This is a genomic window from Halorubrum sp. CSM-61, assembly GCF_003781945.1.
Classification (GTDB): domain Archaea; phylum Halobacteriota; class Halobacteria; order Halobacteriales; family Haloferacaceae; genus Halorubrum.
In genome coordinates, this window is the sequence record NZ_RJJW01000006.1 from 288,661 (window position 1) to 307,680 (window position 19,020).

Genomic DNA, 19,020 nt, shown 5'->3' on the forward strand with positions numbered 1-19,020 from the left:
GTCGTCGGTCATCGTTCCGGGGCTTTCCGCGCCTCGCCGCGGGCCATCAGGAAGACCCCCGCGAACTCGGGCACGGTGTTTCTGCCGGGTTCAACTCTGACGCGCTCGCCGTTTAATTCTACCGTCCGATCGACGTCGGTCTCGATCCTGATCTCGCGCCCGACGAACCGGTCCGGAACCGCGTCCCGGAGCGGGTCGAACTCGTCGAGTTCGCCGCGGTCGAGGGGCGTGACGACGAGCCCGGAGCCGCCGTGGAGCGTGCCCGGAAGCCGGATGAGCCGCCGCGTGTCGGTGGTGACCGGCTCGTCGATCGGCGCGGTGTCGGTCGCGGTCACGCGCGCGGCGAGCGCGGAGACGAGCCGGCGGACGCCCGGGCCGCCGGCCTCTACGTTGCCCTCGCGGACCGCGGTGGGGTTGCGCTCGAAGGCGCCCAGGATCGTCTCCGCGCGTCCCTCGCCGATCCCGTCGAGCTCCATCAGGCGCTCGCGGGCCTCCTCCTCGTCCATGTCGCGGAGGTCGTCGGCGTACTCGATCAGCGCCTCGTGGACGCGCGCCCCCCAGCCGCCCTCGGTCCGGAGGACGCGCTTCGTGGTGCCGCGCTCGGAGACCGTCCGGATCAGCCCCTCGGTGTCGAGGTCGATCGCGCGGACGTAGTCGACGATCTCGCGGCGCGCGTCGCTGTTCAGCTCCCGAACGCTCTCGTCGCGGACGTGGACGTGGTACCCGCGGCCGCCGGAGAAGACGACGGTGCAGTCGTCGAACGCGAAGTCGTCGTCGAGGAAGTCCAGCAGGCGCAAGAGGGCCTGCTTGCACTCGGCGAGCATCTCGGGGTAGGCGGTGGTCTCCGGGTCCACGCCGGGGAGGTGGTCGGCGTCGAGGTCGAAGACGAGGTCGGCGGAGCGCCACCCCTTCTGGGACATCGTCGACGCGCCGGGGTCGTCGTAGCGGGCGGCCGAGAAGTACGCGTGCCGGGGCGCGTTGTCCGCGAAGAACGTGTCCACGTCGCCCAGATCGTACAGCGACTGGTGCCGGAGCATCGTCGTGCCCGACCCGGGCGTCCACGGGATGTGACCCCACTCGCGGAGGTTCGCGTCCGGCGGGAGCGCCGGCGAGGCCCGGCGGTAGTAGTCGCCGAACCGGCCCTTGAGGTACTCGCGCGTCCGGTCGTCCATCGTCTCATCGGGTACCGGCGGTCGACGTATCAACGTATCGTTCCGGGCGAGCGCGGGAGGGAGACGAATGTTCGTGAATTAACGGATGGCGGTGGGGCGCGCCTGTGAGCGCCCACCGGGCGCGAACAGCGCGTGCGAGGGAGTCGCGAGCGAACGGGCGACTGAAGGGAGCCCGAGCGAGCGACGAGGCTGGGGAGGCGTGAGGTGCTGTGCGGTTGCGGGCGGGTGGGACTCAAAGGGGCAGTCGGCGAGGCGGGCGCAGGCGATGTAAGCACCGCAACGAGGGAGCGAACAACGTGAGCGACCGAGTGAGGAGCGCAGCGAGTGTGCGCCCGCCTCGCCGGCTGGGGCTTTGGAGGTGTTCGCCGTCACGCCGCCGTCAGTGATCACTTATAAGCGATCGGCTGGGACTTTGGAGGTTTTCACCGTCGATCCGCGAGTAACCACTTAGTCGTACGCGGCCACAACACTATCCCGGCCCGAACCGTATCCGTACGCATGCGCTCCGAAGACGAGGTTCGCGAGCAGTACGAGTTCCTCCGCGAGCAGTTGGACGACGAGGAGATGCACCACCGCGGCGTCGAGGAGCTGTTCACCCACTACAAGCGCGCGCTCGGCTGGGTGTTAGAAGAAGAACACATGTAGCACGCGCTCGTTAGGTTTATCAGTCGGTACTCTGTACGAACAGGTGACGCTTCGTCTGGAGGGCCGAAGCGTCAGCGGGGACCAACTGGCAGGCCCGACGCGGCTTTTTTCCGCGTCGGGCGTGCCTCTTTCCGACGACAACACGAAGAGCGACAGCGCCGTCGCCGCCGCGTGTGAGGACCGCCGATCGACGAACTCCCACGTTCAGATCGACGAACTCCCGCGCTCACCGAGACACCCGCAGACGTCCCGGCGTCGCGCTCTCGACGCCGGAATCGGCGTCAGATCGACCGAACACATCACGGATCAGAAATGAGCTCGCGGCGGCTCAGCCGCGAACAGATCGCGATCACAGTTGACGCGCTGACAGAACGGATCCCGAGAAAAACCCGTATTACGAGGGGCAACAAAGAGATAGACGCATCTTATAACGGTATATTTATTTATTCACGATGGGTATGTACGAGCCGTTGCATGTACGACCTCACAGGTTTCCAGCGTGACCTGCTCTACGTGATCGCCGGCTTGGAAGAGCCTCACGGACTGGCTATCAAGGAGGAGCTCGAGGACTACTACGAGAAGGAGATCCACCACGGGCGACTCTATCCCAACCTCGACACGCTCGTCGAGAAGGGGCTCGTCGAGAAGGGCCAACGCGACCGGCGCACGAACTACTACACGCTGACCCGCCGCGGGCGACGCGAGATCGACGCGCGGACCGAGTGGGAAGCGCAGTACGTCGATCACTGATCGGGCGACTTCTCCGACGACTTCGGTGGTCCGTAGCGGTCGATCTCGCGTTTTCGCCGTCTCTCGCGTCCTCGTTTCTCCTCTCCTGTTTCGTCTCTCTCGCTCTCGTGTCCCCTCTTCCGTATCTCCCATCCGTTCCGCCCGATTTTTGTCCACGTCCGGACAGTTCACGCCGGTAGTTAGACGATTCTCCAACTCCGCGCGGATCGCCCCGATTTTATTCGCTCCGGGAGTCACACGCAGTCATGGATCGCGACACCGCCGCGCCCGACGTGACCGACCTCCCGGGCCACCGCGCGCGGGAGTGGGTGGAGTACCACCACGAGTCGGCCGCGCCGAGCACGTACGTCTACGAGTTCGTCTGGGACCGCACCGCGCCCGCCGAGGGCCCGTTCTGTACCGACGTCGACGGCAACGTCCTCATGGACTTCACGAGCCACGTCGCCGCCGCGCCGCTCGGGTACAACAACCCGCTGATCATGGAACCGCTGGCGGAGTTCGATCTGGTCGACCCGCTGAAGATCGCCGGACAGGACTTCTACGTCGCCGGCGGCGAGTCGCCCGGCGACGGGCTCCCGGGCTCGTCCGGGCTGATGGAGCGGCTCACCGAGGTCACCGCGCACTACGACATGGACACCGTCTTCCTCTCGAACTCCGGGGCGGAGGCGGTCGAGAACGCGATCAAGATCGCGTACGACGACTCGGGGGGCGCGAAACACGCCATCACCTTCGACGGCGCGTTTCACGGGCGGACGCTCGGCGCGCTCTCGCTCAACCGGTCGAAGTCCGTCTACCGCCGCGACTTCCCGGAGATAAGCGGCGTCCACGACGTGCCCTTCTGCGACGACCGGACCTGCACCGCGGAGACGTGCTCGTGCGGCTTCTTCGCCGACGGCGTCTCGCAGCTCCGGCGGAAGCTGGACCTCGACCGGGGCCACATCGACCCCGACGACGTGGCGTACCTCATCATGGAGCCGATCCAGGGCGAGGGCGGCTACCGGTTCCCCTCGGAGGCGTTCGCCGACGAGATCGCCGCCCTCGTCGACGAGCACGACATCACCCTGATCGCCGACGAGATCCAGTCGGGCGTCGGCCGGACCGGCGAGCTGTGGGGCTCGGACCACTACGCGCTCGAACCCGACGTGATCTCCAGCGCGAAGGGGCTCCGCGTCGGCGCGACGATCTCCCGCTCGGACGTGTTCCCCGAGGAGAAGGGCCGCCTCTCCTCGACGTGGGGCGCGGGTGACATCGTCGCCTCCGCGCAGGGCGCGCTCACGCTCGACGCGATCCGCGAGCACGACCTGATGGACAACGCCGCGGTCCGAGGGCGACAGTTCAAAGAGACGATGCGCGACGCCGACCTCCCGGGCGTCGAGGACGTGCGCGGGAAGGGGTTGATGCTCGCGCTCCAGTTCGAGTCGAAGGGGCGACGGGACGCAGTCCTGAAAAACGCGTTCTCTCGGGGACTGCTCACGCTCTCGTGCGGCCACGACGTGCTCCGCGTCCTCCCGCCGCTCGACGTCACCGAACGCGAGATCGAACTCGGCTGCGACCTGCTGAACGCCGCCATCACCGACGCCGCCTGAGACGACGCCTCACCGGTCCTCGAACCACTCCGCGAACTTCTCCAACGCGCGGCCGCGGTGCGACACGGCGTTCTTCCGCTCGGTGTCCATCTCGGCGAACGTCTCGCCGTCGTGTTCGAAGATCGGGTCGTAGCCGAACCCGGCCTCCCCGCGCGGCGCGACGATCCGGCCGGGGACGTACCCCTCGAACAGCTTGACCGGGAGCGTCTCGGCGTCGGCACCTTCGCCTCCGTCTCCGTCCGATCTCTCGCCCTCCCCGTCCGGTCCCGCCGCCGCGGCCGCGTCCCGGTCCCCGCGATCGACCGGATCCGGGCTCGCGGCGAACCCGTCGCCGTCGCAGTAACCCAGCACGCATCGGAACGCGGCGCGGCGGTCGTCGAGGTCGGCGGCGATCTCGTGGACGCGCTCGACGCCCAGCGTCTCCTCGACGTACGAGGAGTACGGGCCGGGGAAGCCGTCGAGCCCCTCGACGAACAGCCCCGCGTCGTCGACGAGCACCGGTTCGCCGGCGTGGCGGTACGCCTCGCGAGCGCCCTGCGCGGCGATCGGGCCGAGCTCCGCCGCCTGAATCTCCGGGTAGTCGAAGTCGAGCCGCTCCACCGAGCCGTCCCGGAGGTAGCGCTCCGCCTCGCGCACCTTCCCGGGGTTCGTCGTCACGTATCTGAGCACGGATCCGGGTGAGAGGGGCCGGAACGAATAGCCGTCGGTCGCGGGCGAGGGCGGAGACGGAGCCCGCGACCCGCCGAAACCGGTGACCGTTCGAATTCGAGACCAGTCGCGTCCGCGACCCGACCGACGGAATGTCGGCAGTACGTTTTTGTTGGTTCGTCGAACTCTATGCGACATGGCCCTCCCGACGTTCGGAAAGATGCGACTGGCCGGGATCATCGCGGTCCTCTCGTTCGGGCTCACGGCGCTTTTCGCCGTCCTCCTGCCCGAGTTCCTCGAAGCGCTGATCCCCGCCACGTTCATCCTCGGGTTCTTCGTGCTCGTCCCGCTGGTGCTGCTGCTCGGCGAGGACTTCCCGCTCGTCGAGCCGAAGGGATCGGGCGAAGAGTCCGCGTCCGCGACGAACGAGGACCCGCTGGCGACGCTCCGCGAGCGGTACGCGACCGGCGAGATCGGCGAGGCGGAGTTCGAGCGGAAGCTCGACCGGTTACTGGAGACCGAGGGACTCGACGAACGGTTCGAGGGATCGGACGCGACGCGGCCGCCGAGCCGCGAGGGGCGAGAGCAAGAGTTCGACGTGGAGTGACCGGTGGGCGCCGATCGTCTCTCGTCTCGAGGTCAATCCAGAGCTACTCGTCGAGGCACTGGAGCAACTGCGTGACGTACGGGCTGTTCTCCCAGCTTCGGTGGGAACCGATCGCCGCGATCAGCGTCCGCGCCTCTTCGCGCGTCATATGGCCGTTTCGAGCGTAATCGCGGATGAGCCGGGGTGTCGGGACGATTCGCGACTCCCGAAGCACGGCGTGAATGAGCGGGAAGTTCGACCCGCCGAACTCGTCGGTGAGAAATCCGTCGACGGCGAGCGCGTTCGCGAGGACGATACCGTCGGTCTCGCCGTCGTCGAGGCCGAACGTCGGCCGAGCGTCCGGGGTGTCGTCGCGTTCGTAGGGATCTTCGATCGTGTAGTGGTTCCGAGCCGCGAGGACGTTACTCGCGGCGGCGGCGTGGACGTCCTGATACTGCGCGATCTCGCGGATCTCCGCGACGACTTCCGGCGGCACGAACACGTCACACGAGGTGAGCAGGTACCGAAGCGGATCCGGGGAATCGGCGTCGATCGCCGCGTCCGCACGGGGGACCGCGAGACTGACGAGCGCGCTGGTGTCGACGGCGGCCGTTCGCAGTCGCGGCCCGCTCATCGATCGCCGTCGCCCGCGGTGTCGACCGTCGTCGCGTCGCCGTCGTAGACGTCGGTGTCGTCCGGAGCGGCGAGATCGAGCGGCTCGTCCTCGAAGTCGGCTTTGAGGAGGCGGAATCGTTGGGCGGTCTCGGCGCCGACCAACTGCTTGACCGTCTCGAACTCGATCTGGTCGTCGTAGTACTTCGTCGCGACAAGCTCCTGAAACGTCTCGCTGTCAGCGGTCTCCTCGATGTACTCGCGGATGGCCTCGACCAAGAGATCCGTCCGATCCGTGTCGAAGAGCTCCGCGATCGCGTCGAGTCGATCGACCAGGTACTCCGGGGACTGGAAGTGGACGCGGCGCGGGTCATCGCTCGCGCTCATACTATGTGCAAATTCTGCACACAAACTCATAACGGTTTCGACGGAACGGCTGCCGCCGCCGCGGACCATCCGGACGCCGACCCGCGAGGGACACCCTCTTAAGAGACGACCGACAGGAACGGACGGACATGCTGATCGCCGGAACCGTCATCGCCGACCCCGAGACCGTGATCCCCGGCGGCGCCGTCGTCGTCGAAGGCGAGACGATCGCCGCGGTCGGCGACGCCGAGACCCTCCACGAGACGTACCCCGACCACGAGCGCCGCGAGCTCGACCTCGTCGCCCCCGGGCTGGTCGGCGGCCACGTGCACTCGGTGCAGTCGCTCGGCCGCGGGATCGCGGACGACGCCGCCCTCCTCGACTGGCTGTTCGACGCCGTGCTCCCGATGGAGGCCGCGATGGACGCCGACGCGACCCGCGCCGCCGCCGAGCTGGGGTACCTCGAGTGCCTCGAATCGGGGACGACCACCGTCGTCGACCACCTCTCCGTCAACCACGCCGAGGAGGCGTTCGAGGCCGCGGTCGACACCGGGATCCGCGCGCGCCTCGGAAAGGTGCTGATGGACCGGGACTCCCCCGAGGGCCTGCTCGAGGACACCGACGCCGCGCTCGCGGAGAGCGAGGCGCTCATCGAGGAGTACCACGGCGCCGCCGGCGGCCGGGTGCGCTATGCCGTCACGCCGCGGTTCGCCGTCACCTGCTCCGAGGCCTGCCTCCGCGGGTGCCGCGACCTCGCCGACCGCCACGACGGGGTGACGATCCACACCCACGCCAGCGAGAACGAGGACGAGATCGAGACGGTGGAGGCCGACACCGGGAAGCGGAACGTCCTCTGGCTCGACGAGGTCGGCCTGACGGGGCCGGACGTGACGCTCGCGCACTGTGTCCACACCGACGAGGCGGAGCGGGAGGTGCTCGCCGAGACCGACACGATCGTCACCCACTGCCCCTCCTCGAACATGAAACTCGCGTCCGGGATCGCGCCGGTCCAGGACTACCTGGACCGAGAGATTACGGTCGCGCTCGGCAACGACGGGCCGCCCTGCAACAACACGCTCGACCCGTTCACCGAGATGCGGCAGGCGAGCCTCCTCGGGAAGGTCGACGCCCGCGACCCGACCCGGCTCCCGGCTCCGACCGTGCTGGAGATGGCGACGACGAGCGGCGCACGCGCCGCCGGCTTCGACCGCCTCGGGACCCTGCGGGAGGGCCAGCGGGCCGACGTGATCGGGCTCACCACCGACCGCACCCGCGCCACCCCGATCCACGACCCGCTCTCGCACCTGGTGTACGCCGCCCACGGTGACGACGTGGTGTTCACGATGGTGGACGGCCGGGTTCGCTACGACGACGGCGAGCACGTCGGGATCGACGCCGACGCGGTCCGCGAGCGCGCCACCCGGCAGGCGAAGCGCGTGGTCGACGAAGCGGGCATCGAGACGGTCGAACTGTAGCCCTCGTCGGAGCGGTCGCGGGCGGGCACGGCCGGGTCCCCGCTGTCGCCCGAAAAACCGGATTAATCCGAACAAACTCGGACCGAGTATCTCCCCGTTATACCCGCTCGGGGACCGTTCGACGAATCACCATGACGGACCGATCGCGGACGACAGGCGACGACCGCTCTCAGGATGCCCAGTCTCAGAACGTCCAGTCTCAGAACGCCCCGACCGACCGCTTCCGGCGCCGGGAGTTCGTGGCGCTCGGCGCGGGCGCGACCGCGACGTTGCTCGCAGGCTGTGCCGGCGACGGAGGACTCACGTCCGACGGATCGGAGGGGAGCGACGGATCGAACGGCTCCGACGGGTCGGACGGCTCCCAAACGCTCACCGGCGGCTTCCGACTCCTCATCAGCGACGCGCCGGCCGATATCGGCGACTTCGACCAACTGAACGTCACTCTCGACGAGGCCCGGATCTTCGAGGCGGGCGAGGAGGGCGACGACGAGGAGGATGACGAGGAAGAGGAGACTGAGGAGGATGAGGAAGACGACACGGAGGAAGACGACGAGGACGACGGGACCGATCAGACCGGCAACGAGACCGACGGCCAGAGCGATCCCGCGAACGGGACCGCAGACGAGGAAGATGGGGGCGACGCGGACGAGGAAGACCCGGACGACGACGAAGAGGACGACGAGAACAACGGTGAAGACGGCGAGGACGACGAGTCCGACCGCGGCTTCACCGTCGTTGCCCTCAACGGCGCGACCGTCGACCTGACGCAGGTGATCGAAGAGGACGCGATCGCCGTGTTCGACGGCGATATTCCGGCCGGAAGCTACGAGAAGATCGAGCTCTCGGTCACGACCGTCGAGGGGATCGTCGACGGCGAGGAGGTCGACGTGAAGCTCCCGAGCGAGAAGCTCCAGATCACGAACGGCTTCGAGGTCACGCCCGACGAGCCCGTCAGCTTCGTCTTCGACATCAACGTCGTCAAGCGCGGCCCGAACAACGGCTACATCCTTCAGCCCGTGATCTCGGGGAGCGGGGTCGCCGGTCGAGACGTCGAGGTGAACGAGATCGACGAGGACGACGACGAAGGGGACGATGACGACGAAGGGGACGATGACGACGAAGACAATGACGGTGACGATGAAGCGGGCGAGGAAGACGACGGAGACGAGGACGACACCGACGACGGGTCGACGACCGACGGAAACGAGACAGACGACGGATCGGGCGACGCCGAAAACGGAACGACCACGAACGAGACCGAGAGCTGATCGAAGCCCGCGCCGATCATGCGGTCGCTTTTTGACGAGGCGGGCCCGACAGCGCGTATGACCATCGACCCGGCGCAGATCGCCGATCTCATCGAGGACGGAATCCCGGACGCGGTCGCCCGCGTGACGACCCCGCGCGTCCACGACGACGAGGACGAGGACGCCCACTTCGCGGCGTGGGTCGTCTCGCCGGCCTTCGAGGGGGAGTCGCTCGTCGACCAGCACCAGCGCGTGTACGACGCCGTCGGCGACCGCATGACCCGGTCGGTCCACGCCTTAGAGATCAAGACGTACACCCCCGGGGCGTACGCGGAACACGGCGACGGCGCCCTCGACGACGATCTCCGCGAGGCGGGGCTGTTCCCGGTCGAGGGAGAGTGAGGTCGGACCGGTGAACCACGTCGTCGGACTCGCGCTGCTCGGCGCGGTCGCGTGGGGGTTCTGGGCGGTGTTGGCGGACGTGGCGACGCGCTCGATGGCGCCGGAGGCGGCGATGATCGTCTCGTACACGGTCGGGATCGGCGTCGCGGGACTGTACGTCCTCCACCGGGGGACGACGGTCCTCGGGAACGACCCGACCGCGATCGGGATCGCGGCGCTCGCCGGCGTCGCGTCGGGAATCGGCGCGGTGTCGTACTACGCCGCGTTACAGGCCGGCGCGTCGGGAGTCGCGACCACGGTCACGGCGCTGTACTTCGTCGTCGCCGCGGTGCTCGGCGTGGCGGTGCTCGGCGAGTCGCTCGCTCTCAGCGACGCCGCCGGCATCGGCGCCGCGGTCGTCGCCGTCCTGCTCATCGCGTACTGAGCGGCCGACGGACGTCGTCCGCCGGGCGACGGCGTCCGCTTTTAAGCGTCCGGCCACCGAACGCCGCCGCATGCGACTCCCGCCCTCCCTGTTGCGCCGCTTGCAGGACGCCTCGTGGCCGATCGTCGCGGTCGTCGTCGCGGCGTTCCTCGGCGTGCAGTTCCTCCGCGGTGAGGCGGTCGCGCCGGGGTTCGGCTGGGTGTTGCTCCTGTTCTTCGGCATGACGCTCGGGTTCGTCGCGCTCGCGGGATGGGCGACGGACCGGGAGTGAGCGGCCGAGAGAGCCAACGCCGCTCGCGCCCCTCCGAGTCTCGCTCCCGGCCGCTTCCAGTAGCTTTTACCCGGCCTCGCGGGAACGCGCACGCATGGGTGAGGACTACCGCACGGAGGAGGACAGCCTCGGAGAGATGCAGGTTCCGGCCGACGCCTACTGGGGCGCACAGACTCAGCGCGCCGTCGAGAACTTCCCTATCTCGGGGATCGGAATGAGCCGCCGGTTCGTCCGCGCGCTCGGCGTCGTCAAGAAGGCCGCCGCGCAGGCCAACCGCGACCTGGACCTCATCGACGACGACACCGCGGACGCCATCGTCGCCGCCGCCGACGAGGTGATCGCCGGCGAGCACGACGACCAGTTCCCGGTCGACGTGTTCCAGACCGGCTCGGGCACCTCCTCGAACATGAACGCCAACGAGGTCATCGCCAACCGCGCCGCCGAGATCGCGGGCGCCGAGATCGGCGACCGCGTCGTCCACCCCAACGACCACGTCAACTACGGCCAGTCCTCGAACGACGTGATCCCCACCGCGATGCACGTCGCCTCCCTGGAGGCCGTCGAGAAGGACCTCGTGCCCGCGCTGGAGACGCTTCACGCCGAGCTGGAGGCCAAGGAGACCGAGTTCGACGGCGTCGTCAAGACCGGCCGCACGCACCTGCAGGACGCCACCCCGATCCGGCTCGGACAGGAGTTCGGCGGCTACCGCACGCAGGTCGCGAAGGGGATCGAGCGCGCCGAAACAGTTCAGTCGAACCTCCGCGAGCTCGCGCTGGGCGGCACCGCGGTCGGCACCGGGCTCAACACCCACCCCGACTTCCCCGAGCTCGCCGCCGAGTACATCTCCGACGAGACCGGCACCGAGTTCCGCGAGGCCGACAACCACTTCGAGGCGCAGGCCGCCCACGACGCGATGAGCGAGGCCCACGGCGCGCTCCGCACGATCGCGGGCAGTCTGAACAAGATGGCCAACGACCTCCGGCTGCTCGCCTCCGGCCCCCGCAACGGGCTCGGCGAGGTCGAACAGCCGGAGAACCAGCCCGGCTCGTCGATCATGCCCGGCAAGATCAACCCGGTCGTCGCCGAGTCGGTCAATCAGGTCCACAAGCAGGTCGTCGGCAACGACGCCGCGATCTCCGCCGGCGCGGCGCGCGGCGAGATCGACTTGAACCTCTACAAGCCCGTGCTCGCGCACAACTTCCTCGAGTCGGCCGAGATCCTCTCGAACGTCGCCGCCACCTTCGGCGAGCGCTTCGTCGCGAAGCTGGAGGCCAACGAGGAGTTCTGCGAGACGCGCGTCGAGCAGTCGATGGCGCTCGCGACCGCGTTGAACCCCGCGATCGGCTACGACAAGGCGTCGAAGGTCGCCAAGAAGGCGCTCGCGGAGGACAAGTCCGTCAAGGAGGTCGCCGTCAGCGAGGGGTACCTCACCGAGGAGGAGGCCGACGACGTGCTCGACCCCGAGGCGATGACCCACCGTGTCATCCTCGGCGACGACGACTGAGAACTCCGAGCACTCCGCGACGCGTTCCGAGTTTACCCGCGTCGATTGCCGGCTTTTGGAGCGCGATTCGCGCCGGATCGGCACCATTTAAGCCGCAGTCGGTCCGGATCGCAAACGGATGAAACTACACGAACACCAAGCGAAGACTATCTTCGCCGACGCCGGGATCCCCGTACCGGACTCCCGGCTCGCGACGACCGTCGACGAGGCGCTCGACGCGGTCGACGATATCGGCTACCCGGCCGCGATCAAGGCGCAGGTCCACGTGGGCGGCCGCGGCAAGGCCGGCGGGATCAAGATCGCGACCGACCGCGAGGAGGCCGAGCAGTACGCCGAGGAGATCCTCGGAATGGATCTGAAGGGGTACACCGTGGACTCGGTCCTCGTCGAGGCGGGCGTCGACTTCGCCGACGAGCTGTACGTCGGCGTCACGATGGACCGCGGCGCGGGCGAGCCGGTCCTGATGGTCTCGACCGAGGGCGGCGTGAACATCGAGGAGGTCGCCGAGGAGAACCCCGACGCGGTCGCCCGCGAGCACGTCGACCCCGCGTTCGGGCTCCACCCGTATCAGGCCCGGAAGGTCGTCTACGAGGCCGGCGTCGACGCCGACGTGGCGCTCGACGTGGCCTCGATCCTCTCGACGCTGTACGACCTCTACGAGGAGAACGACGCCTCGGAGATCGAGGTCAACCCCGTGATGATCACGGGCGACCGCGACGTGATCGCCGCGGACGCCGTGATGAACATCGACGAGGACGCGCTGTTCCGCCACCCCGACCTCGCTGACCTCGCCGAGGAGTCCTACGAGGACGACTTAGAGCGGAAGGCCGGCGAGTACGGCTTCGACTACGTCCGCCTCTCCGGGAACGTCGGCATCATCGGCAACGGCGCCGGGCTCGTGATGACGACGCTCGACTTGGTCGACTACTACGGCGGCTCGCCCGCCAACTTCCTCGACATCGGCGGCGGCGCGAAGGCCGAGCGCGTCACGCAGGCGCTCGACATGGTCTTCTCCGACGACAACGTCGACGCCGTCGTCTTCAACATCTTCGGCGGGATCACCCGCGGCGACGAGGTCGCCAAGGGGATCAACGAGGCCCTAGAGCAGTTCGACGAGATCCCCAAGAAGGTGGTCGTCCGGCTCGCCGGCACGAACGCCGAGGAGGGGATGGAGATCCTGAACACGGACCTCGTCGAAGTCGAGAAGACGCTGGAGGACGCGGTCCAGCGTGCGGTGAAGAACGCCGAGGAGGTGACCCAATGAGCATTTTCGTCGACGACGACACCAGAGTAGTCGTGCAGGGTATCACCGGCGGGGAAGGCAAGTTCCACGCCGGCCAGATGATCGAGTACGGCACCAACGTCGTCGCCGGCGCGGTGCCCGGCAAGGGCGGCCAGGAGGTCGACGGCGTCCCCGTCTACGACACCGTCGACGAGGCCGTCGAGGCGGAGGACGCGGACGCCTCCGTCATCTTCGTGCCGCCGGCGTTCGCCGCCGACGCGATCTTCGAGTCGCTCGACACCGACCTCGATCTGGCGGTCGCGATCACCGAGGGGATCCCGACCCAAGACATGGCGAAGGTGAACAAGCGCCTCACGGAGACCGACACCCGCCTCATCGGTCCGAACTGTCCGGGCATCATCACCCCCGGCGAGGCGAAGCTCGGCATCCTTCCCGGCAACATCTTCTCCGACGGCAACGTCGGGCTCGTCTCCCGCTCCGGGACCCTGACGTACCAGGTCGTCGACAACCTCACCGAGCGCGGGCTCGGCCAGTCGACCGCCATCGGCATCGGCGGCGACCCGATCATCGGCACCTCCTTCATCGACGCGCTGGAGGCGTTCGAGGCCGACCTCGACACCGACGCGGTCGTGATGTGCGGGGAGATCGGCGGCGAGGACGAGGAGCAGGCCGCCCGCTTCATCGGCGAGAACATGGACACGCCGGTCGCCGGCTTCATCGCCGGGCGCACCGCGCCGCCGGGCAAGCGCATGGGCCACGCGGGCGCCATCGTCTCCGGCTCCGGCACGGGCACCGCGCAGTCGAAGATCGACGCGCTCAACGACGCGGGCGTCCCCGTCGGCGACACCCCCGAGGAGGTCGCCGACCACGTCGAGGACTTCTTATAGGTCAGTTCGGCGGAGCGCCGTAACGGACTCCCGCTCCGCGAACCCGCTTTCGTCTCGTTCTCAGTTTCGGTTATCGGAACGAAAGGTAAAATTACCCGCAGGGTAAGGTGTGCCTATGGATACCGATCCCACGGACGGCCGAGGCGGACGGAAGGCCGACGCTTTCCGTGGATCGGAGCCGGCCGGGGGCGGACCGCGGCGGGTGCTCCTCGTCGACGACGAGCCGGGCGCGGCCGACCTCGCGGCCACGCACGTCGAGCGCCTCGTCGACGGGGTGGAGACCGTGACGCGGACTGCGCCCGCAGACGCGCTCGACGTGGTCCGCGAGGAGCGCGTGGACTGCGTGGTCAGCGACTACAACATGCCCGAGACCGACGGGCTCGAACTTCTGGAGGAGGTCCGGTCGATCGACCCGGGGCTCCCGTTCGTGCTGTTCACCGGGCGGGGGAGCGAGGAGATCGCGAGCGAGGCGATCTCGGCGGGCGTCACCGACTACCTCCAGAAGGGGATCGGCCGCGATCGGTACGAGATGCTCGCGAACAGCGTCGAGAACGCCCTCAATCGTCGCCGCGCCGAACGCGACCTCCGGGAGGTGAACGCGAAGGTCACCGCGATCCACGAGTTCGCGACCGAGGTGTCGGGGGCTGAGACCGCGGACGCGGTGTTCGAGCGCGTCGTCGATGCCGCCGAGGGGATCCTGGAGTTCGACCGCTGCGTCACCGCGCGGCGCTTCGGCGACCGGCTCGTCCCCACGGCGCGCTCGGAGAACGTCGGCGAGGAGGAGGTTCGGACGTTCGCCCTCGGCGAGGGCGTCGTCGGAACCACCGCCGCCGACGAGCGGACCATCGTCGTCGACAACATCAGCGTCGATCCGACGGACCCGGACGACCTCGAAGATCCGGAGAACCCCGGGCGACCCGGACCGAAGCCAACCGGTGGGAGAACGGGATCCGGCGCCGAACGCGAGGGCGGCGCGGACGATCCCACCGACGGCGACTCCCTCACCAGCGCGGAGGAGCTGGCCGACCCGGTGGCCGACAACATCCGCTCCGCGATCAGCCTTCCCATCGGATCGTACGGAGTTTTTCAGGCCGTCTCCGACGGCTACGCTTCGTTCGACGGGAGCGACGTGGAGTTCGCCGAGCTGCTCGCCGCCCACGCCGCCGACGCGCTCGAACAGATCGAGACGGAGAACGCGCTCAGAGCCGAACGAGACAGGCTCTCCGCCCTGTTCGAGGACCTGCCGCTACCGGTCGTTCGAACCGCGGCAGGGAAGGGAAGCGAGCGGCGGCTCGACGCCACCAACGAGGCGTTCGAGGAGACGTTCGGCTTCTCCGAGGCGGAGCACGGCTACGAGACGATCCGCGAGGCGATCGTCCCCGACAACGAGGAGACCATCGACCCCGCCGCGGTGATCGACGACGACGAGCCGCTCCGCCGTGAGGTGCGGCGGCAGACCCCCGAGGGAGTCCGAGATTTCATCCTCAACGTCATTCCCGTCGAGCGGCCGGACGAGACGATCATCTACAACGTCTACGCCGACATCGGCGAGCAGAAGCGGGTGGAGCGCACCCTCCGGCGGCTCCACGAGACGACCCGCGAGATGTTCCGCGGCGGGGACCGCGAGGAGATCGCGGCGCTAGCGTCGCGGGCCGCGGTCGACATCCTGGATTTCCCGAGCAGCGGGGTCCGGCTGTACGACCCCGACGCAGAGTCGCTGTTACCGACCGCCATCACTGAGGAAGCGACGGAGGCGCTCGGGAAGCGACCCGCGTTCGGCCCCGGAGACGGGCGGCTCTGGGAGGCGTTCGAGACCGGCGAACCGATCGTCGTCGACGACCTCGACGCGGTCGACACCGCCATCGGCTACGGCGAACACCGGAGCCTGCTCGTCGTCCCGCTCGGAGACCACGGCGTGATGCCGCTCGGCTCCCGGGAACCGGGGTTTTTCGACGACACCGCGGTGCAGCTGGCGCGGGTGCTCGGCGCGAACGTCACCGTCGCGCTCGATCACGCCCAGCGCACGACCCAGCTCCGCGACCGCGACGCGGAGCTGCAGCGGGAGATCGAGCGGTTAGAGAAGTTCGCCGGACTCGTCTCCCACGACCTCCGGAACCCGCTCAACGTCGCGGCCGGCCGGCTCGAACTCGCGCAGGCGATCGTCGACGACGGAGACGCCCTCGACGAACTCGATCGGATCGCCGACGCCCACGAACGGATGGAGGAGCTCATCGACGACCTGCTCGCGTTGGCGCATCAGGGCCGGACCGTCGACGAGCTGGAGACCGTCTCGCTATCCGACGCGGCCGAGCGGGCGTGGCGGACCGTCGACACCGAGGGCGCGACGCTGGACCCGCCCGAGACGTCGCTCACCGTCGAGGCCGACCCGGAACGGCTGCGCACGCTGCTCGAGAACCTGTTTACGAATAGTGTCGAACACGGAACCGATCCGGCGCCCGACTCCGACGGCGTCACGGTCGGCGTCGGCGCGCTCCCGGCCGGCTTCTACGTCGCCGACGACGGGGCGGGATTCGACGTCGACTCCGAGACGGCGTTCGAGTACGGCACGTCGACCGACCCGCGCGGAACGGGGTTCGGGCTCGCGATCGTCCGGGAGATCGCGGCCGCCCACGGCTGGGCGATCGACGCGGTCGACGACGACGGCGCGCGGTTCGAGTTCCGGACCGAGGGCTGAGGGGATCGGACGCGGCGGCGCCGGCGGAATATATAAAACGGTCGTGGACGTGCGGGGTCGGCGCACACCCGGGCCACGGTTATGCCCGGCTCGACCGTTCGTACCGGGTATGGACGAAGGCACCCGCGAGCTTCTCGAGCCGCTCCCGCCGAGCGCCAAACTGGTCTACTACGTCCTCGACGAGGAAGGCCGGTTCGACCAGACCGGGCTCGCCGAGGAGACCCGTCTCTCGACCCGAACCGTCCGGTTCGCGGTCGAGAAGCTCACCGAGGTCGGGCTCGTCGAGGAGGGGCTCTGCCCCAAGGACGCCCGCCGATCGGTGTACGCGCCGGTCCCCGAGTCGGAGCGGTCGACGGGGTCCGAGCCCGAGGCCGCCTCCGAGCCCGACGCCGAGGCGCAGACGGCGACCGCGGTCGCCGAGGACTGACGGCGACCGATCGTTCCTCTCCCCCGACCCTCCTCCCCGATCCGTCGCGTTTTTGGCCGCGCGACCGGTAGTGAGCCCACTCGATGGCGACGTATCACATCGAAACGTACGGCTGTAGTTCCAACCGGGGCGAGAGCCGGGAGATAGAGCGGGCGCTACGCGACGGCGGCCACCGCCCGGCCGACGGTCCCGAAGACGCGGACGTCGCCATCCTCAACACCTGTACGGTCGTCGAGAAGACGGAGCGGAACATGCTCCGGCGCGCCGAGGAGCTGGCGGAGATCACCGCGGAGCTCGTCGTCACCGGCTGCATGGCGCTCGCGCAGGGCGACATGTTCGAGGAGGCCGGCGTCGACGCCGAGATCCTCCACTGGGACGAGGTGCCCTCGTACGTGCTCAACGGCGAGTGCCCGACCGTCACCCCCGACGCGGAGCCGGTTCTCGACGGCGTCGTCGGCATCCTCCCCATCGCGCGCGGCTGCATGAGCAACTGCTCGTACTGCATCACGAAGTTCGCGACCGGACGGGTCGACTCCCCGTCGGTCGAGGAGAACGTCGAGAAGGCCCGCGCGCTGGTCCACGCCGGCGCCAAGGAGATCCGCGTTACGGGTCAGGACACCGGCGTCTACGGCTGGGATAACGGCGACCGGAAGCTCCCGGAGCTGCTCGACCGGATCTGCGACATCGACGGCGAGTTCCGCGTCCGGCTCGGGATGGCCAACCCCGGCGGCATCCACGGCATCCACGAGGAACTGGCCGACGTGTTCGCGAGAAACGAGGAGCTGTACGACTTCATCCACGCCCCCGTTCAGTCCGGCTCCGACGAGGTGCTCGAGGAGATGCGCCGCCAGCACCGCGTCGAGAAGTTCCGCGAGATCGTCGCGACCTTCGACGACCGGCTCGACCACTGGACGCTCTCGACCGACTTCATCGTCGGCTTCCCGACCGAGACCGAGGCCGACCACGAGCGGTCGATGGATCTCCTCGCCGAGGTCCGCCCGGAGAAGATCAACGTCACCCGCTTCTCGAAGCGCCCCGGCACCGACGCCGCGGACATGAAGGGGCTCGGCGGGACCGTCAAGAAGGAGCGCTCGAAGGCGATGTCGGAGCTGAAGATGGAGGTCGTCGGCGAGGCGTACGAGTCGATGGTCGGCGAGACCTTCGAGGTGCTCGTCGTCGAGGAGGGGACCGGCGACTCCGTGAAGTGCCGCGACGGCGCCTACCGGCAGATCATCGTGCAGAAGGCGACCGAGCGCGGCGTCGAGGTGGGCGATTTCCTCGAAGTGGAGGTCACCGGCCACAACACCGTCTACGCGTTCGGCGACCCGACCGACGGCGATCGACCGGTCGACGGTGACCCCGCCGAGTCGACTCTGTCGTCGGCTTGACATCCTCTCCGCCCTGAAGGGCGAAGATTCCCACGGCACCGTGCCGCCGGTTTGGGATGTTCAAGGTTTGTAGTCGCCTCGATGACGGCTACTGGCTGTGCCAATCAGCCGTTACTCCTATCCCGCCATGGGATTCGGAGGTACTTTTTACTGCTACACCCCTGTTCCGACACGGAAGAGGGTGTCTTCCGTTTGGAATCAAGGGAATCCCGATATTGTCCGATTAGTGGGGCGGTAGACCGCCTCGGTTGAGTGTTGATATACGGGAACGCAACTTAAAACATCCGTCCGGCACGTTGAATATAGTTCGCGTAGGAGTTGTCGGATTCATCCCCGCGCTGAAGCGCGAGGCTTTCCCCTCGAACTTCCGTAACCGACCCCACCCTACTTCGCTCGCCCTGAAGGGCTGGCTCGTTGAGGGTGTCGTCAGAACGCGTTGCGTTCTGACTGCTAACCAGAAATCTCCGATTTCTGGTGATGGGGCTTTGATGTGGCCCTCGCCGTCAGTTGACGCGACGGGGCGTTTTGTGCGCCCCGCCTACCGAACGCCCTTCGAGGTCGACGAACCCACCATTTGGGGCCGGGCTACTGCGGCCCGTACTGCGCGGGACTTGTGCCAGCACAGCACTAACTGGTAGTACGGGAGGCTGCAACTTAACGGCTGCTCAGTACCATGTCGGTTTCCTCTCCGG

At 68.3% G+C, this 19,020-nt stretch carries 19 protein-coding genes; 15 read left to right on the forward strand and 4 right to left on the reverse strand.

All coding sequences use genetic code 11. The features are described 5' to 3' along the window. Positions 1 to 8: 8 nt before the first annotated feature. Positions 9 to 1,172, reverse strand: a complete 1,164-nt coding sequence (priS, locus tag EDM04_RS12715; protein ID WP_123622671.1) for a DNA primase small subunit PriS — start codon at positions 1,170 to 1,172, stop codon at positions 9 to 11. Between the two features lie 498 nt (positions 1,173 to 1,670). Here priS and EDM04_RS18585 point away from each other — a divergent pair, with 498 nt between their 5' ends. From EDM04_RS18585 to EDM04_RS12725, 3 genes are all read left to right on the forward strand, one after another. Continuing rightward, entirely contained in the window at positions 1,671 to 1,817 is a 147-nt protein-coding gene (locus EDM04_RS18585) for a hypothetical protein (protein ID WP_015910896.1), read from the forward strand. Between the two features lie 474 nt (positions 1,818 to 2,291). Beyond that, positions 2,292 to 2,567: a PadR family transcriptional regulator gene (locus EDM04_RS12720; protein WP_123622673.1), complete on the forward strand. Its 276-nt coding sequence runs from the start codon at positions 2,292 to 2,294 to the stop codon at positions 2,565 to 2,567. Between the two features lie 245 nt (positions 2,568 to 2,812). After that, entirely contained in the window at positions 2,813 to 4,153 is a 1,341-nt protein-coding gene (locus tag EDM04_RS12725; RefSeq protein WP_123622675.1) for an aminotransferase class III-fold pyridoxal phosphate-dependent enzyme, read from the forward strand. Between the two features lie 9 nt (positions 4,154 to 4,162). On the opposite strand, the gene EDM04_RS12730 is transcribed toward EDM04_RS12725, so the two are convergent. Continuing rightward, positions 4,163 to 4,822, reverse strand: a complete 660-nt coding sequence (locus tag EDM04_RS12730) for a non-canonical purine NTP pyrophosphatase (protein WP_123622677.1) — start codon at positions 4,820 to 4,822, stop codon at positions 4,163 to 4,165. A gap of 175 nt (positions 4,823 to 4,997) precedes the next feature. On the opposite strand from EDM04_RS12730, the gene EDM04_RS12735 reads away from it, so the two are divergent. Then, positions 4,998 to 5,408: an SHOCT domain-containing protein gene (locus tag EDM04_RS12735; protein WP_123622679.1), complete on the forward strand. Its 411-nt coding sequence runs from the start codon at positions 4,998 to 5,000 to the stop codon at positions 5,406 to 5,408. A 43-nt stretch (positions 5,409 to 5,451) separates the two neighbouring features. Here EDM04_RS12735 and EDM04_RS12740 read toward each other — a convergent pair whose 3' ends face one another. After that, positions 5,452 to 6,021: a hypothetical protein gene (locus EDM04_RS12740; protein WP_123622681.1), complete on the reverse strand. Its 570-nt coding sequence runs from the start codon at positions 6,019 to 6,021 to the stop codon at positions 5,452 to 5,454. Then, positions 6,018 to 6,386 carry a hypothetical protein gene (locus tag EDM04_RS12745; protein WP_123622683.1) on the reverse strand — a complete coding sequence of 123 codons (369 nt, stop codon included), beginning with the start codon at positions 6,384 to 6,386 and terminating at the stop codon, positions 6,018 to 6,020. Before EDM04_RS12745 ends, EDM04_RS12740 begins: the two co-directional genes overlap by 4 nt. A 128-nt stretch (positions 6,387 to 6,514) precedes the next feature. Here EDM04_RS12745 and EDM04_RS12750 point away from each other — a divergent pair, with 128 nt between their 5' ends. The 11 genes from EDM04_RS12750 to EDM04_RS12800 all read left to right on the forward strand — a co-directional run bounded on the left by EDM04_RS12750 (position 6,515) and on the right by EDM04_RS12800 (position 18,328). Beyond that, a complete protein-coding gene (locus EDM04_RS12750) occupies positions 6,515 to 7,840 on the forward strand; it encodes a 5'-deoxyadenosine deaminase (protein WP_123622685.1) in 1,326 nt (441 codons plus the stop codon). A 131-nt stretch (positions 7,841 to 7,971) separates the two neighbouring features. Next, complete coding sequence (locus EDM04_RS12755; protein WP_123622687.1) at positions 7,972 to 9,108, forward strand: DUF4382 domain-containing protein; 1,137 nt, start codon at positions 7,972 to 7,974, stop codon at positions 9,106 to 9,108. A gap of 57 nt (positions 9,109 to 9,165) precedes the next feature. Next, on the forward strand, positions 9,166 to 9,489 hold the full coding sequence (locus EDM04_RS12760; protein ID WP_123622690.1) for a BolA family protein: 324 nt from the start codon (positions 9,166 to 9,168) through the stop codon (positions 9,487 to 9,489). A 10-nt stretch (positions 9,490 to 9,499) separates the two neighbouring features. Then, positions 9,500 to 9,913 (forward strand): EamA family transporter, encoded by a 414-nt coding sequence (locus EDM04_RS12765; RefSeq protein ID WP_123622692.1) that lies wholly within the window; start codon positions 9,500 to 9,502, stop codon positions 9,911 to 9,913. A gap of 70 nt (positions 9,914 to 9,983) precedes the next feature. Beyond that, a complete protein-coding gene (locus EDM04_RS12770; RefSeq protein ID WP_123622694.1) occupies positions 9,984 to 10,184 on the forward strand; it encodes a hypothetical protein in 201 nt (66 codons plus the stop codon). Between the two features lie 94 nt (positions 10,185 to 10,278). Further along, complete coding sequence (locus EDM04_RS12775; protein ID WP_123622696.1) at positions 10,279 to 11,688, forward strand: class II fumarate hydratase; 1,410 nt, start codon at positions 10,279 to 10,281, stop codon at positions 11,686 to 11,688. A gap of 118 nt (positions 11,689 to 11,806) precedes the next feature. Further along, positions 11,807 to 12,952, forward strand: coding sequence for an ADP-forming succinate--CoA ligase subunit beta (gene sucC, locus EDM04_RS12780; protein ID WP_123622698.1), 1,146 nt, complete (start codon positions 11,807 to 11,809; stop codon positions 12,950 to 12,952). Then, positions 12,949 to 13,818: a succinate--CoA ligase subunit alpha gene (gene sucD / locus EDM04_RS12785; RefSeq protein WP_123622700.1), complete on the forward strand. Its 870-nt coding sequence runs from the start codon at positions 12,949 to 12,951 to the stop codon at positions 13,816 to 13,818. Before sucC ends, sucD begins: the two co-directional genes overlap by 4 nt. A 115-nt stretch (positions 13,819 to 13,933) precedes the next feature. Beyond that, on the forward strand, positions 13,934 to 16,513 hold the full coding sequence (locus EDM04_RS12790; RefSeq protein WP_123622702.1) for a GAF domain-containing protein: 2,580 nt from the start codon (positions 13,934 to 13,936) through the stop codon (positions 16,511 to 16,513). 109 nt (positions 16,514 to 16,622) lie between these two features. Then, positions 16,623 to 16,940 (forward strand): ArsR family transcriptional regulator, encoded by a 318-nt coding sequence (locus EDM04_RS12795; RefSeq protein WP_123622704.1) that lies wholly within the window; start codon positions 16,623 to 16,625, stop codon positions 16,938 to 16,940. A gap of 83 nt (positions 16,941 to 17,023) precedes the next feature. Next, positions 17,024 to 18,328, forward strand: a complete 1,305-nt coding sequence (locus EDM04_RS12800; protein ID WP_123622706.1) for a tRNA (N(6)-L-threonylcarbamoyladenosine(37)-C(2))-methylthiotransferase — start codon at positions 17,024 to 17,026, stop codon at positions 18,326 to 18,328. Positions 18,329 to 19,020 lie beyond the last annotated feature (692 nt).